Origin of the sequence: Litorilinea aerophila, assembly GCF_006569185.2 — a bacterium.
GTDB classification, from domain to species: domain Bacteria; phylum Chloroflexota; class Anaerolineae; order Caldilineales; family Caldilineaceae; genus Litorilinea; species Litorilinea aerophila.
Map to the genome: position 1 here is coordinate 50315 of NZ_VIGC02000013.1, position 14194 is coordinate 64508.

The window sequence follows — 14194 nt, forward strand, 5'->3', positions numbered from 1 at the left end:
CACCGGCCCGGGGCCGGCTAGAAAAAGAAAGGGGTCCCGATGGTCGGGCGCCTGTTGCAGTTGAATGGCGTAGCCATTCTGGGGGTGATTTTGTTCCATGCGGCCGGGTGGGGGTTCGTGGCCATGTTTGCCTGGTCCCATCGCTACCTGCCTGCGGCCACGGACCCCACCGCCCAGATGGGGAGTCTCAGTTATTACGTCTTGCGGGGCGTTGAGCAGTTCGCTGTCTTCAGCATCCCTGCCTTTTTGTTCGTCTCCGGTTATTTCATCGCCTTTGCCACGCCTCGACGACAGGCGACGGTGAGCTGGTCCATTGTTGGGGCCCGGATCCGCAGTCTGCTGATCCCATACCTCATCTGGTCCCTGGTGTTGATCGTCTTCCTGGGGCTCCAGGGGCGGCGTCTCTCGCCGGCCGGCTATGCAGCCGCGTTGCTCACCGGCCGGGTGAACCCGGCCTACTACTACGTGCCGCTGCTCTGTCAGTTTTACCTCTTGTCGCCGTTGCTGGTCTTTCTGGCCCGTCGCTGGTGGCAGTGGCTGTTGCTGGGGGCCCTGGTCATCCAGCTGAGCATTCAGCTGCTCTATTACCCGGCGCTGTTGCATGTGTCCGCCGGTGCCCTGCAGCCCTATGTGGATGTGGTGCCCAAGTGGATCTTCCCGGTACGCATCTTCTGGTTTGTGGCGGGGCTGGTGGCTGGCTTTCACCTGGCAGCGCTCAAACAGTTCGCCGCCCGCTGGAAATGGTGGTGGCTGGGTGGGCTGTTGCTCTTGTTTGTCGTCGGCATGGTGGAATGGGAGTCCATGCAGACCTATGCCGGCCAGGGATGGTTGGCCCACCGGGAAACCTTCCTGGACACAGCCTACGGCGGATTGGTGATCCTGGCCTTTCTGGCTTTCAGCGACTTTAACGTCCCCTTTGCCGGCTTCGTGTCGGAGCTGGGGGCCAAGTCCTTCGGCATCTACCTGCTCCACTCGCCGGTGATGGAGGTCACCGCCCGCCTGATCTACCGTTTTGTGCCCGGTCTGCTGGCCCATCAGGAGATCCTGCAGCCCGTGCTCGTGGTGGCCAGCCTGGGAGTTCCCCTCCTGTTGATGGCCCTGGTCAATCGTTCTCCGTTGCGTCGTTATTACCGTTGGTTATTCGGCTAATTGATTCTAGAGGATACCGCATCGGGAAACCTGGAATCTCTTCCTATCCTTTTTCAGGAGTCATCCATGGCAGATGTCATCATCATTGGCGGAGGACCCGCCGGGGCAGCCCTGGGCTGCTACTTGTCCCGGGCCGGAATCGACAACATCATCTTTGAAGGGGCCAATTTCCCCCGTGCCCACGTGGGCGAGTCCCTGGTGACGTCCACGGTGGCGATTTTCAAAGAGTTAGGCTTCCTGCAGACCATGGAGGAGGCTGGCTTTGTGCGCAAGTTTGGCGCAGCGTGGCATGCGCCCGGCGGGCGCTCCCTGTCCCTGCGTTTTAATGCGGTGCCGGAGGAGGGCATCGATCAGGACTACACCTACCATGTGGACCGGGCCCAGTTCGACCTGCTCTTGCTGAAACACGCGGAAAAACTGGGCTCCCGGGTCTATCAGGGCACCCATGTGCGCCGGGTGTTGCTGGACGAGGCGGGCCAGGCCCGGGGGGTCTGTGTCCAGGTGGGCAACAGCGAGGTGGAGGTGCCGGCTCGGGTGGTGGTGGACGCCAGCGGGCGCAACACCCTGCTGGGTCGCCAGCTTCGCCTGAAACAAAAGGATCCCATCTTCAACCAGTACGCGGTCCACGCCTGGTTTAAAAACCTGGACCGGGGCGAAGGCGAGGAGGCCGACTACATCCACATCTACTTCCTGCCTGTGGAACGGGGCTGGGTGTGGCAGATCCCCATCAACGACGAGATCACATCCATCGGCGTGGTGGCGGAAAAGGACATCTTCAAAGGATCGCGCGAGGATATCGAGGGATACTTTTTGCGCCACGCCCACATGAATCCCGATCTGGCCCATGCCATGCGCCATGCGGTTCGGGTCACCGAGTTCAACGCCGAGGGGGATTACAGCTACAGCATGCGCCGCTTTGTGGGGGATGGCTACCTCCTGGTGGGCGACGCGGCCCGCTTTGTGGACCCCATCTTCTCGTCTGGGGTGAGCGTGGCCCTGTTCAGCGCCAAGTTTGCTGCGGAACGGATTGCCCATGCCTTTGCCCTGGGCGACTTCGGGGAACATGTTTTCCTGCCCTACGAAGAGAAGCTGCGGGCAGGGGTGGAGATCTGGTATGAGTTCATCCGGCTCTACTACAAGCTCCTGCCCCTGTTCACCCACTTCGTCCAGTCGCCCCAATATCGGCGGGAGATCGAACGCCTGTTGCAGGGGCTGGTCTTCGATCGCAAAGAGGCGCAGGTACTGCAGGCCATGCGGGAGTACATCGCCAAGGTGGAGGCATCCGAGAACCATCTCCTGCGGGGGCAGCTGAGCCCCATCCCCATCGACTGAGCGGGGAACGGCGGGCGGCATGCTGGCAGCCTGGATGAGAAGTGAATTTGTATTCGATGATTACGTGAAAGGTGATGGAGGTCACACTATCTATGAACTTTGCAAGCAATGATGTCATCATCATCGGCGGGGGGCCGGCCGGCTCTACCCTGGGCAGTTACCTGTCCATGGCGGGTATCGGCAACATGATCTTCGAGGGCGCCAACCACCCCCGACCCCACGTGGGGGAATCCCTGGTGACATCGACCACCCGGGTCTTTCGCGAGATCGGTTTTCTGGAAACCATGGAGCGGGAAGGTTTCGTGCGCAAGTATGGCGCATCCTGGCATGCACCAGGGGGCCGCTCCTTTGCCATCGAGTTTCAGGAATTTCCCCAGGAAGGAATCGACCAGGAGTACACCTACCATGTGGACCGGGCCAAATTCGACCTGCTGATGTTGAAGCATGCGGAAAGCCTGGGCTCCAAGGTCTACCAGGGCGTCCGGGTCAAGCAGGTGCTCTTCGACGAGAACGGCTTTGCCAACGGCGTCCGGGTGCAGGTGGGGGGCGCGGAGGTGGATGTGCCGGCCCGCATGGTGGTGGATGCCAGCGGCCGGGAGACCGTCCTGGGGCGCCAGCTGCGGCTGAAGAAGAAGGACCCCATCTTCAACCAGTATGCAGTCCACGCCTGGTTTAAGAACCTGGACCGGGGCGAAGGCGAGGACGCCGACTACATCCACATCTATTTCCTGCCCGTGGAGCGGGGCTGGGTGTGGCAGATCCCCATCACCGAGGAGATCACTTCCGTAGGGGTGGTGGCGGAGAAGGAGATCTTCAAGAACGCCCGCACCGACGTGGCTGAATACTTCCACCACCACGTCAACCTCAATCCGGACCTGGCCCACGCCATGCGCAACGCGGTCCGCTGCAATGATTTCAAGACGGAAGGGGATTACAGCTACAGCATGGAGCGCTTCGTGGGGGATGGCTTCATGCTGGTGGGCGACGCCGCCCGCTTCGTGGATCCCATCTTCTCGTCTGGGGTGAGCGTGGCCCTCTACAGCGCCCGCTTCGCCGCCGCCCAGATTGCCGAGGCCTACGCCACAGGCGACTTCAGCCAGAAGGCGCTCATGCCCTACGAAGAGAAGCTGCGGAACGGGGTGGAGATCTGGTACGAGTTTATCCGGCTCTACTACAAGCTGCTGCCCCTCTTCACCCACTTCATCCAGTCCAAGGACTATCGCTTCCAGGTGTTGGAGCTCCTCCAGGGTGTGGTCTTCGACCGCAAGGAGGTGCCGGTCCTGCAGGCCATGCGGGATTACGTAGAAAAGGTGGAGAAATCCGAGAATCATCTCTTCAAGGACAGGCTGACCGCCATCCCCATCGACTGACAACCCGGAACGAGAGTTCCGCTTCGCCCGCCGGGATGGTGACGCAACCATGATTCGACGCCTTCTTCTTCTCAACGGTCTTGCCATTGTGGGCGTGGTGCTCAATCACACCATCGGCTGGGGCTACGTGGCCATGTTCTGGTGGACCGACCGCTACCGGCCGGTGGCGGTGCCGGACTTCTCCCAGATGGGGGGGCTCTCCTACTGGGGGCTGCGGTTTTTCGAGCAGCTGCTCATGTTCAGCATTCCGGCCTTTCTGTTCGTCTCTGGCTACTTCATCGCCGTGGCCACAGGCCGGACCCGTTCCAACGTCAGCCCGTCGGTGGTGCGGCAGCGCATCGTCAACCTGGCGATCCCCTACCTGCTGTGGTCGCTGATCTACTTCGGGGCCAACGCCGTCCTCGAAGACCAGATCTTCACCCCCTGGCAGTACCTTCGGCTGTTGCTGGTGGGGGGAGCGGCCCAGGCGTTCTACTACGTACCGCTGGTGATCCAGCTCTACCTGCTCGCCCTGCTGATGGTGCCCCTGGCCCGGTCCCATTGGCGGCCGCTGCTGCTGGCCTCCCTGGCGATCCAGCTCGTTCCCCTGGCCCTCCGCTATCCCGTCCTTCTGGGGATGGACTGGCCCTGGGCCATCCAGTTGGAGCGCTGGTTTCCGGCCTGGTTCTTCCCCGGACACCTCTTCTGGTTTACGGTGGGGGTGGTGGTGGGCTTTCACGTGGGCGACTTTCGGGTCTGGCTGGCCCGCTGGAAGTGGTGGCTGTTGGGGCTGCTGGTCGTCACCGTGCCCCTGGGCATCCTGGAGTGGGAGTGGATCCTGCGGGCCTCTAGCCAGGGCTGGCTGGGCCAGGAGCGGACCTTCTTCGATGATCTCTATTCGGCGCTGGCCATCCTGACCTTCCTGGCTTTCGAACGGGTTAACCTGCCCGCAGCCAGGCAGCTGGCCGACTGGGGAACCCGCTCCTATGGCATCTATCTGGTCCACTCCCTGGTGCTGCTGGTGGCGATGAAGGTCATCTACCATGCAGTTCCCTGGCTGTTGGCGCATCAAATCTTGCTGCAGCCCCTCCTGCTGGCCCTGGGGCTCGCCGTTCCCCTGGCGCTGATGGCCCTGGTCAACCGTTCCCCCGCCCGGCGCTTCTACGCCTACCTCTTTGGATAACAGCCAGAGGCAGCGGAGAGCAGGGCGTGGGTGGTGCGTAGTGGGTGAGACTCTCTACGCACCACCCATTCCGCACTCCGCCACTGGCCGATCACGCCAGGCTGTCACCGAAACCCCGCTTCAGCCCGGCGGATGAATTGTCAAACTATTGACAGCTCCACCCGTGTAACCTCGTGATACACTGGAAGGCAACTGCGTAAACGAGACTTGGGAGAACGATAGGCGTCAGACATCCCCCCCGACTACCGACTACCGTCTACCGTCTACCACCCTATCGTCCACCCTCAGGGGAGAGGAAAGAAAGCTATGGCAAAAGTACTGGTCACCGGTGGTGCCGGCTTCATTGGCTCTCATGTGGCCGAAGCCCTGGTCAACGCCGGCTACGACGTGGTCGTGTTGGACGACCTGAGCGGCGGCTTCGTGGACAATCTGGTCCCCGGCGTGCGCTTCATCCAGGGTTCCATCACCGACGTCCAGCTGGTGGAAGAGCTCTTTGCCCAGGAGCGTTTCGACTACGTCTTTCACCTGGCTGCCTACGCGGCCGAAGGGCTCAGCCACTTCATCAAGCGCTTCAACTACACCAACAACCTGATGGGCAGCATCAACCTCATCAACGCCGCCATCAACACCGACGTGAAGTGCTTTGTCTTCACCTCCTCCATCGCCGTCTATGGGACCAGCCCCGAGCTGCCCATGACCGAGGAGACCCCGGCCCATCCCGAGGATCCCTACGGCATCGCCAAGCTGGCCGTGGAGCAGGAATTGGCGATCTGCAAGGAGATGTTCGATCTCAACTACATCATCTTCCGGCCCCACAACGTCTACGGCGAACGTCAGAACATCGGCGACAAATACCGCAACGTGGTGGGCATCTTCATGAACCAGATCCTCCAGGGCAAACCCATGACCGTCTTTGGGGATGGCAGCCAGGAGCGGGCCTTCACCTACATCGGCGACGTGGCGCCCATCATCGCCCGTTCCATCGAAGTGCCCGCCGCCTACAACCAGGTCTTCAACATCGGCGCGGACCGGCCCTACACCATCAACCAGCTGGCCCACGCGGTGGCCGAGGCCATGGGCGTCCCGCCGGACATCGTCTATGTCCCCGCGCGCAACGAAGTGGTGGCGGCCTACTCGTCCCACGACAAGGTGGAGCGCATCTTCGGCGTGGCTCCCCAGTACAGCCTGGAGGAAGGCATCGGCCGCATGGCGGCCTGGGTCCGGCAGCACGGCGCCCGGGCCAGCCAGGAGTTCGAGGGGATCGAGGTGACCAAGAACTTCCCCAAGGCATGGGCTATCCCGTCCCCCTCGGCGGTCAACGGCGCTTGAGGGGGTTTCTGGACGGGGATTCTGGACGGCGATTGAGGAAAAAGGAGGCAGCATGGCTGGGCGCATGCCCCACGTGGTGAGCGTGATCCTCAACACCAACCGGCGGGAAGACACCCTGGCCTGCCTGGCATCCCTGCAGGCCAACGACTATCCCAACCACACCGCGCTGGTGCTGGACAATGCTTCCACCGACGGCTCGGTGGAAGCCATCCGCGCCCAATTTCCGTCGGTGCAGGTGCTGGCCCTGGCTGAAAACCGGGGATACGCCGGCAACAACAACGTGGGGATCGCCGCCGCGCTGGCCCAGGGCGCGGACTGGGTCTTCGTCCTCAACGAGGACACGATCCTGGCGCCGGACTGTCTGCGCCAGCTCATGGCCGTGGCCGAGGGCGACGACACCGACGATGACACCATCGGCATCGTGGGGCCCCTGGTCCTCCACCACGACGAGCCCACGGTCATCCAGTCGGCCGGCGGCGCCCTGGGGCGGGACTGGCAGGCCCGGCACCTGGGCCAGAACCAGCCCGATGCGGGGCAGTTCCGTGAGCCCCGGCCGGTGGACTGGATCTCGGGCTGCGCCATTCTGGTCCGTCGTGCCGTCATCGAACAGGTGGGCATGCTGGACGAGCGCTTTTTCTACTACTGGGAGGAGACCGAATGGTGTCTGCGGGCTCGACGGGCCGGCTGGCAGGTGGTCCACGTCCCCCAGGCCCGTCTCTGGCACAAGGGCGTCCAGCGGGACTACCGGCCCAGTCCCTCAGTGACCTACTACAACACCCGCAACCGCCTGTTGATGATGGCCAAACATCGGGCGCCGCTGCGGGCCTGGCTGATCGTCTGGTTCCAGTTGGTCCGGACCCTGCTCAGTTGGAGTCTGCGTCCCAAGTGGCGACGGGTGCAACAGGAGCACCGTACGGCCCTCTGGCGGGGCGCGTTCGACTTCCTGCGCCGGCGCTGGGGGATGCGGCCAGCATGAGCGTGCAACCATGACGGGTATGGGCACCCTCTTCCAGGCGCCCGGCCGCTGGCTGGGCGAGCGACCCTGGCTCTGGCAGCGGCCTCTCCTCATCACCGTGGTGCTGGCCCTCAGCGTGGCGCTGGCGGGTCGCCTCTCCTTGCGCCAGGCCGCGGTGGTGGTGGCCCTGCCCATGCTGGTGATGGGCGGCCTGGTCCTGTTGCGGCGACCCCAGCTGGGCCCCCTCTCCCTGATTTTCATCGGCCTGTTGGTGGGCATCGGCAGCAATAACTTCAACCCGACGGTGATCAGCCTGAGCGGCCTGACCATCTTCTGGCTGCTCTATCTGGTCGCCTCCAGGCAGTTTGGCGAGGTGGGCCAGATGCGCCCCCTGTGGCCCTTGCTGTTGCTCATCGGCAGCGGGCTCCTCTCCCTCCTGGTCGGCCAGTTGCCGTGGTTTCCCCTCCCGCCCGCGCCCCTGAGCGCCCAGCTGGCCGCGGTGGGCGTCTTTGTGCTCTCGGCTGCGGCCTTTCTCATGGTGGCCCACCTCTTTGGGGAAGAAAAGTGGCTGCGCTGGATGGTGTGGCTCTTCATCGGCCTGGGCAGCATCTACCTGGTGGCCCGGGTGTCGCCCCGGCCCATCCGGCGGCTGGGGGCCTTTTACCCCTGGGGATCCACCAGCTGCCTGTACTGGACCTGGATCGTGGCCTTGCTCTTCAGCCAGGCGCTGCTGAACCGGTCCCTGCGGCCGGCGGTGCGGGGGCTTTTGTTCCTCCTGCTGGCCATGGCCCTGTACGCGGCCCTGGTCCAGACCTTCGACTGGAAATCTGGCTGGATCCCGCCCCTGGTGGCCATGGCCGTGATCCTGGCCCTGCGCTCCTGGCGGCTGGCCATCATCATGGCCTTGTTAGGCCTGTTGGTCACGCCTGTGCTGCTCAGCGGACTCATCGCCGGGGATGAGTACAGCTATTCCACCCGGGTGGATGCGTGGGTGATCCTCTGGAACATCATCGAGGTGAACCCCATCACAGGGGTGGGGCCGGCCAACTACAGCCGCTACACGCCTCTGTTCCCCATCCGCGGCTACTATGTCAACTTCAACTCCCACAACCAGTACGTGGATCTGGTGGCCCAGACGGGCGTCCTGGGATTGATCTGCTACCTGTGGTTTTTCTGGGAGATCTTCAAGGTGGCCTGGCGGCTGCGGCGACGGGCCCTCAGCCCCTTTGCCCGGGCCTACGTGGAAGGGGCCCTCGGCGGGTGGGCGGCTATGGTGGTGGCCGGCTTCCTGGGGGATTGGATCCTGCCTTACGTCTACAACGTGGGGCTGGTGGGGATGCGCTCCAGCGTGTTGGGCTGGCTCTTCCTGGGCGGCCTGCTGGCCCTGGACCGGATGACGGCCCACCAGGAGCAGACGACTTCTCCGGTGGAGGACGCCCGGACGCCCTGGCGCGCGGCGTTGGCCACACCCCAGAGCGTCCGGGAATTCGGCGGTTGAACCGGGTCGGTTTCCTAGTAAATCCCGGCAGAAATTCGCCGATAGTTTCTACCAGAGGTAGTGCCGCCCGAATTTCTGCCGTGGTATTTACGCCAGACTGTACTAGGGGCCTGCCTCGCCCCGGGCAATGACTTCGATCTCGGCCAGGCTGGCCACCCGGTCACCCAGGAAGCGGCCGCTGACCTGGTCGATTTCCACCCGAACCACCCGGGCCCGCACGTCCTGGAAGGGCACATCGGTGCCCTGGACCGAGAGCTCGCCGGTGGTCTGGCTGGCCACCTCCTGGGTGGCGGCCGCATCGCTGTAGAGGCGCACGGTGGCCTGGTGGACCACCAGGTTGCTATCTGCTTCCTGGCGGGGATTGTAGAGCCGCACCGTGCGCACGGTGACCGGCACCGGGAAGACCAGCTCCACCCACTGGCCCTGCCACTGGCCGGGCGCGCTGGACCAGTAGCGCCGGATGCTGTCGTTCATGACCCGGCGGTCCACCAGGCCGCTGTTTTCCGCCGCAGAGCGGGTGGAGGAGACCCGGATCTCGGCGCCGGGGGCCAGGTTGGTCCAGCGGGCTTCTTCGTCGCTGGCGGGCACCGGGATCATGGAGTGGCCGGCGTGGCAGCCCACACAGCGCTGTACATCCCCGTTGCGGCCGAAGTTCATGCCGGCCACGTGGGCGGCGCCGTCGATGCGCAGGGGACCACCCACTGCGGTGGGAATCTGGAGCGGTCCCCCGCCGCCCCCACCGGGAGCCGGGCCGAAGGTCAAGGGGACTTTGCCGTCGGCGCTGCGGAGTTGCTCGAAGAGGGGCACGTTGGCCGGCGCGTTGGGGTTCCGCACCGAGCCGTCCGGGTTGACCGGCAGCTCCTGGAGCAGGATGGGCCAGTCCAGGTTGGGGAAGGAGCCGGTGCTGGTGCGCTGGTGGTCCAGGAAGAAGCGGATGGTGGCGGCCGAGCCGACCGCAGGCGCGTTGACGATGGGCACGTCCACCGGTGCGTTGAAGTAGACGTTCAGCGCGTCGAAGATGAAGGTGCCGTCCTGATCGTAGGGGCCCTCGGCCGGGGGCGGCAGCGGCCCTGGGACGTCCGACACCCGGTCCGGGATGATGGGCGGCAGGGGACGTGGCCGCAGGATGCGGGCCCGCAGTTCGGTGGTGCCGGGGTTGTCGTACAGGAGGCGGGGGTTGCGGCCGTCGGCATCCATGACGTAGAGGCCGTAGTCCTGGCGAATGTCCTGCGCCCAGGAGAAGACGATGCGTCCGTCCGGCAACACGGCCGGTTCGCTGGCGTAGGTGCCGTTGAAGATCCCGTAGGAGGTCGGGTTGCTGGGGTGGACGTAGTCCAGGGAGAGGTAGGTGACGCCGATCAGGGGCTCGTAGAGGCCGGGGCCCCGCCGGTAGCGGCGCAGGCCGCCGAAGCCGGCCGCCTCGGTCATGTTGACCATGGGGAAGTAGTTGGCGATGAGTTCGCCGTCGGCCGTGAAGGCGCCCCCGTAGGCGTGGATGATGTCCCCGTCCCGATAGTGGCCGGCCCACATGGCCAGCTCCGTGCCGTCGGGGTTGATGGTGGCCAGTTGCCAGGAGTTGCGGGTCAGATGGGCTGGCCGGCCCGAGGTATCGGCCGGATTGGTGGTGAGGCCGTTGTGTTGGATGTAGCCATCCGGGCCGGTGATGGTGGCCAGGCTGTCGGTGGCAGAGCGGTGGTTGCGCCACCAGCGGGCATAGACGATCTTCCCGGTGAGGGGATCCACCAGGGGGCGGTCGGCGCCGTTACGTTCGGCCGTGATCCGGTGCAGGCCGGAGCCGTCGGCGTTGACCACGTAGAGGTTGGTGGTGCGCACGCCGCTGTACTGGCCAAAGCTGGGCCAGCGGGTGGACGCAAAGACGATGCGGCCATCGGGCAGCCAGGCCGGGTCGGTGTCGTCGTAGCCCTGGGCGCGGAAGGCGTTCTGGGCCTGGCCCAGCCGGGACATGTCCAGCTGGCTGTAGTCCAGGTCGGATGTGGTGACCGGACGCAGGCCGGAGCCGTCGGCGTTGATCACGTAGATGCGCCAGGCGTTTTGATCTCGGGTGGAGTTGGGGTCATAGTTGCCAGCAGGCAGGCCGGCGAAGACGATCTGCCGGCCGTCGTAGGAGACATCCGGCGCGTTGACGTCGATGAGGTACAGGCTGGCCGCCGTCGGGTTGGCGCCATCCACCAGCGTGCGCAGGCTACCGTCGGGTTCCAGGACCAGGAGTTTGCCAGGGGCGGCCACCTGGAAGCGGCTGAAGGCCCCCACCCCTGGCATCCCCCGGGCTTCGTCCCAGTAGATGCTGCCACGCTCTGGGATCTGGCGGGAGACAAAGACAATGGGGTCTTGGACCTCGCCGTTGGGCGGTGGCGTCGGGGTAGGGGTGGGTGAAGCGGACGGCGTGGAAACGGGTGTGGCCGTGGGGGGAGGAATGGTTGGGTTAGGTGGGGGCGTGGGAGTAGCGTTAGGGGTGTTGCCTCCCCGAACCAGGGGGAGGTAGATCTGGGAGCCTTCATGGCCCTGGGCCAGCACCCGGGCCGGCGTGAAACCGGTCCGCTGGCCGGCCAGCAGGAGGCTCAGCAGCGACCAGGTAAGCAATGTGGCGACGACGGGTCGTTTTCGTATGTGCATCAAGACTTATCCTTTTCGAGTTTCAGCCAGAGTTCGTGAACACTGCCAAACCGTACCACAGAATTAAGACCGACAACCGGCGCAAACGTCGCGAACAGTATACGTCACTTGCGTGATCGGCGTACCGTTGCCGTCCCGCCGCCCGCCATGACAGTCTGGCGTCAATACCAGGGCAGAAATTCCGGGTGCCCTCTCTTTGCGCCTTTGCATCTTTGTGCCTTTGCGTTTAAAAATGCCCTTTTTGCAGGGAAGTCAACAGTAGGAGAGTAACAGGCATTCATGCGGATTCTCTTTTTATCTCGGTGGTATCCATTTCCGCCTAGCAACGGGTCCAAGCTGCGCATTTTCAACCTGCTCCAGGGCCTGACCCGGTGCCACCAGGTGACCCTGCTCTCCTTCTGTGAGGGGCCGGTTTCTCCACCGCCGCCTCTCTGGCAGGAGCGGCTCCAGGCCATTCACCAGGTGCCCTATCGGCCCTTCGACCCCCGGCGCTGGCGAGCCCGCCTGGGGCTGTTGAGCCCCCGGCCCCGCTCGGTGCTCGACACCTTCTCGCCGGCCATGGACCAGGCCATCCGGCAGGAGCTGGCCACCGGGGACTACGACCTGGTGATCGCCTCCCAGATCGACATGGCCGCCTACCGGGACAGCTTCGGCCCGGTACCGGCCCTGCTGGAGGAGGTGGAGGTGGGGGTGATGTACGAGCACATGGCCCGGGCCGAAGGATGGCGCCGACGCCTGCGAGCCCGGCTGACCTGGGCCAAGTACCGCCGCTACTTGAACGGCCTTTGCCGGCGCTTCCGGCTCTGCACGGTGGCCTCTGCCGAGGAGCAGCGGCTGCTGGCCCAGACCCTCACCGCGGCGCTGCCCATCGAAGTGGTGCCCAACTGCATCGACCTGGCCGACTACGGAGAAGCTGCGTCCGACGGCCTGCGCCATCGGGAGCCGCACACCCTGATCTTCACCGGCTCGTTGACCTTTGAGCCCAACTACGACGCCATGGTCTGGTTCGTGGGGGAGATCCTGCCCCGCATTCGCCAGGCGGTGCCGGACGCACGGCTGGTCATCACCGGCGACCACGGCGACCGGCCCCTGCCGGCCACGCCGGGCGTGGTCCGCACGGGCATGGTGGATGACGTGCGTACCCGCATCGCCCGGGCCGCGGTGAGCGTGGTGCCCATCCGGGCCGGCGGCGGAACCCGGCTCAAGATCCTGGAGGCCATGGCCCTCCAGACCCCGGTGGTCTCCACCCGCAAGGGCGCGGAGGGGCTGGCCGTGGCCCATGGCCGGGAGCTGCTGCTGGCGGACACGCCCCAGGCCTTTGCGGAGCAGGTGATCGCCCTGTTGCGCCAGCCGGACCAGGGGCGGACGCTGGCCGCCCACGCCTACCGCCATGTGCGCGCCACCTACGACACAGCGGTGGTGCTGCCCCGTTTCCTCTCCCTGGTGGAGCAGGCGGCGCAGGGTGGGGGGCGGGAGAGCCACCGATAAGCCTGTCAGAGGATGAATGTGAAACTATCCATCGTCATCGTTAGCTGGAATACCCGAGACCTGCTGGCCGCCTGCCTGGATTCCATCGCCCGGGAGCAGGACGCGCTGGCCGGGGCCGCCGTCCAGGTGGAAACCTTCGTGGTGGACAACGTCTCCCGCGACGGCAGCGCCGTCATGGTCCAGGAACACTATCCCTGGGTGCGGCTCCTGGTCAACGAGGAGAACGTGGGCTTTGCCCGGGCCAACAACCAGGCCCTGGCCCTGTGTCAGGGCGACTATGTGCTCCTGCTGAACCCGGACACGGAGCTCCAGCCCGGCGCTTTGGGCACCCTGCTGGCCTTCATGGACGACCACCCGGAGGCCGGCGCCGCGGGCGCGCGGCTGCTCAACGGCGACGGCACCCTGCAGGAATCCTGCTCGCCGGCGCCCACCCTGGCCCGGGAATGCTGGCGTCTGCTGCACCTGGACCGCCTCTACCCCTACGCCCGCTACCCCATGGGGCGTTGGCCCGTGGACCGGCCCCGGCAGGTGGACGTGGTGCAGGGCGCGGCGCTGCTGGTCCGGCGTTCGGTGCTGGATCAGGTGGGGTGGCTGGATCCCGACTATTTCATCTATTCCGAGGAAGTGGACTTCTGCCGGCGTATCCGGGCGGCCGGCTGGGCCATCTACTGGGTGCCAACGGCGGCAGTGGTCCACTACGGCGGCCAGAGTACCCAGCAGGTGGCCGCGGAGATGTTCCTGCGCCTCTACCAGGCCAAGATCATCTACTTCCGCAAGCACGGCGGGCGCTGGGCCACCGGGCTCTACAAGGCCATCCTGTTCCTGGCCGCCCTGGCCCGGCTGATCCTGGTGCCCTTCACCGCCCTGCAGCACTCCCTGGCCCGCAAGCGGAACCTGGCCCTGGCCGGCAACTACCTGCGGCTCATCGCCGCCCTGCCCAGGCTGTAGGGAATTGGCCCTGCATAGTACCGATTGCCGAATCAAGAGTTGAATCAAGTGAGAAAGGTGTCCCATGTCCGTACAAGCCCTGACCGATGTCAAAGCCCAGATCCGTCGCTACGTGGCCGAAAACCTGCTCTTCAGCGGCAACGGCTTCGACATCGGCGACGATACTTCGTTCCTTGATGAAGGCATCGTGGACTCCACCGGCGTGGTCGAGCTGGTGCTCTTCGTGGAAGAGACCTTCGGCATCGCGGTGGAGGACGATGAGATCGTGCCCGACAACTTCGACACCGTGAACAATCTGGCTGCCTACATCCAGCGCAAGCTGGCCTGAG

Annotated in this window: 11 protein-coding genes; 10 read left to right on the top strand and 1 reads right to left on the bottom strand. The window is 64.9% G+C overall.

Annotation, left to right across the window (positions count from 1 at the left end; all coding sequences use genetic code 11):
* Window positions 1-39 precede the first annotated feature (39 nt).
* From FKZ61_RS11735 to FKZ61_RS11765, 7 genes are all read left to right on the top strand, one after another.
* Window positions 40-1149, top strand: a complete 1110-nt coding sequence (locus tag FKZ61_RS11735) for an acyltransferase family protein (RefSeq protein WP_141610311.1) — start codon at window positions 40-42, stop codon at window positions 1147-1149.
* Between the two features lie 66 nt (window positions 1150-1215).
* Complete coding sequence (locus tag FKZ61_RS11740; RefSeq protein WP_141610312.1) at window positions 1216-2481, top strand: NAD(P)/FAD-dependent oxidoreductase; 1266 nt, start codon at window positions 1216-1218, stop codon at window positions 2479-2481.
* 92 nt (window positions 2482-2573) lie between these two features.
* Window positions 2574-3851 (top strand): NAD(P)/FAD-dependent oxidoreductase, encoded by a 1278-nt coding sequence (locus FKZ61_RS11745; protein WP_141610313.1) that lies wholly within the window; start codon window positions 2574-2576, stop codon window positions 3849-3851.
* 49 nt (window positions 3852-3900) lie between these two features.
* Window positions 3901-5013: an acyltransferase family protein gene (locus FKZ61_RS11750; protein ID WP_141610314.1), complete on the top strand. Its 1113-nt coding sequence runs from the start codon at window positions 3901-3903 to the stop codon at window positions 5011-5013.
* 306 nt (window positions 5014-5319) lie between these two features.
* Window positions 5320-6342, top strand: coding sequence for an NAD-dependent epimerase/dehydratase family protein (locus tag FKZ61_RS11755; protein ID WP_141610315.1), 1023 nt, complete (start codon window positions 5320-5322; stop codon window positions 6340-6342).
* 52 nt (window positions 6343-6394) lie between these two features.
* Window positions 6395-7318 carry a glycosyltransferase family 2 protein gene (locus tag FKZ61_RS11760; protein WP_141610316.1) on the top strand — a complete coding sequence of 308 codons (924 nt, stop codon included), beginning with the start codon at window positions 6395-6397 and terminating at the stop codon, window positions 7316-7318.
* A 10-nt stretch (window positions 7319-7328) separates the two neighbouring features.
* Entirely contained in the window at window positions 7329-8795 is a 1467-nt protein-coding gene (locus FKZ61_RS11765; protein ID WP_141610317.1) for an O-antigen ligase family protein, read from the top strand.
* A 102-nt stretch (window positions 8796-8897) separates the two neighbouring features.
* Here the strand turns inward: FKZ61_RS11765 and FKZ61_RS11770 are convergent, their stop codons facing one another.
* Window positions 8898-11429 (bottom strand): DUF7402 domain-containing protein, encoded by a 2532-nt coding sequence (locus FKZ61_RS11770; protein WP_141610318.1) that lies wholly within the window; start codon window positions 11427-11429, stop codon window positions 8898-8900.
* Between the two features lie 279 nt (window positions 11430-11708).
* Here FKZ61_RS11770 and FKZ61_RS11775 point away from each other — a divergent pair, with 279 nt between their 5' ends.
* The 3 genes from FKZ61_RS11775 to FKZ61_RS11785 all read left to right on the top strand — a co-directional run bounded on the left by FKZ61_RS11775 (window position 11709) and on the right by FKZ61_RS11785 (window position 14193).
* Window positions 11709-12917, top strand: a complete 1209-nt coding sequence (locus FKZ61_RS11775) for a glycosyltransferase (RefSeq protein WP_141610319.1) — start codon at window positions 11709-11711, stop codon at window positions 12915-12917.
* Between the two features lie 18 nt (window positions 12918-12935).
* Window positions 12936-13865: a glycosyltransferase family 2 protein gene (locus FKZ61_RS11780; protein ID WP_170199615.1), complete on the top strand. Its 930-nt coding sequence runs from the start codon at window positions 12936-12938 to the stop codon at window positions 13863-13865.
* Between the two features lie 64 nt (window positions 13866-13929).
* Complete coding sequence (locus tag FKZ61_RS11785; RefSeq protein WP_141610321.1) at window positions 13930-14193, top strand: acyl carrier protein; 264 nt, start codon at window positions 13930-13932, stop codon at window positions 14191-14193.
* Window position 14194 lies beyond the last annotated feature (1 nt).

What these genes read in the sequence shown, in the direction of transcription:
- FKZ61_RS11735 (WP_141610311.1), top strand. Translation starts at nt 40, where the DNA reads ATGGTCGGGCGCCTGTTGCAGTTGAATGGCGTAGCCATTCTGGGGGTG.
- FKZ61_RS11740 (WP_141610312.1), top strand. Translation starts at nt 1,216, where the DNA reads ATGGCAGATGTCATCATCATTGGCGGAGGACCCGCCGGGGCAGCCCTG.
- FKZ61_RS11745 (WP_141610313.1), top strand. Translation starts at nt 2,574, where the DNA reads ATGAACTTTGCAAGCAATGATGTCATCATCATCGGCGGGGGGCCGGCC.
- FKZ61_RS11750 (WP_141610314.1), top strand. Translation starts at nt 3,901, where the DNA reads ATGATTCGACGCCTTCTTCTTCTCAACGGTCTTGCCATTGTGGGCGTG.
- FKZ61_RS11755 (WP_141610315.1), top strand. Translation starts at nt 5,320, where the DNA reads ATGGCAAAAGTACTGGTCACCGGTGGTGCCGGCTTCATTGGCTCTCAT.
- FKZ61_RS11760 (WP_141610316.1), top strand. Translation starts at nt 6,395, where the DNA reads ATGGCTGGGCGCATGCCCCACGTGGTGAGCGTGATCCTCAACACCAAC.
- FKZ61_RS11765 (WP_141610317.1), top strand. Translation starts at nt 7,329, where the DNA reads ATGACGGGTATGGGCACCCTCTTCCAGGCGCCCGGCCGCTGGCTGGGC.
- FKZ61_RS11770 (WP_141610318.1), bottom strand. Translation starts at nt 11,429, where the DNA reads ATGCACATACGAAAACGACCCGTCGTCGCCACATTGCTTACCTGGTCG.
- FKZ61_RS11775 (WP_141610319.1), top strand. Translation starts at nt 11,709, where the DNA reads ATGCGGATTCTCTTTTTATCTCGGTGGTATCCATTTCCGCCTAGCAAC.
- FKZ61_RS11785 (WP_141610321.1), top strand. Translation starts at nt 13,930, where the DNA reads ATGTCCGTACAAGCCCTGACCGATGTCAAAGCCCAGATCCGTCGCTAC.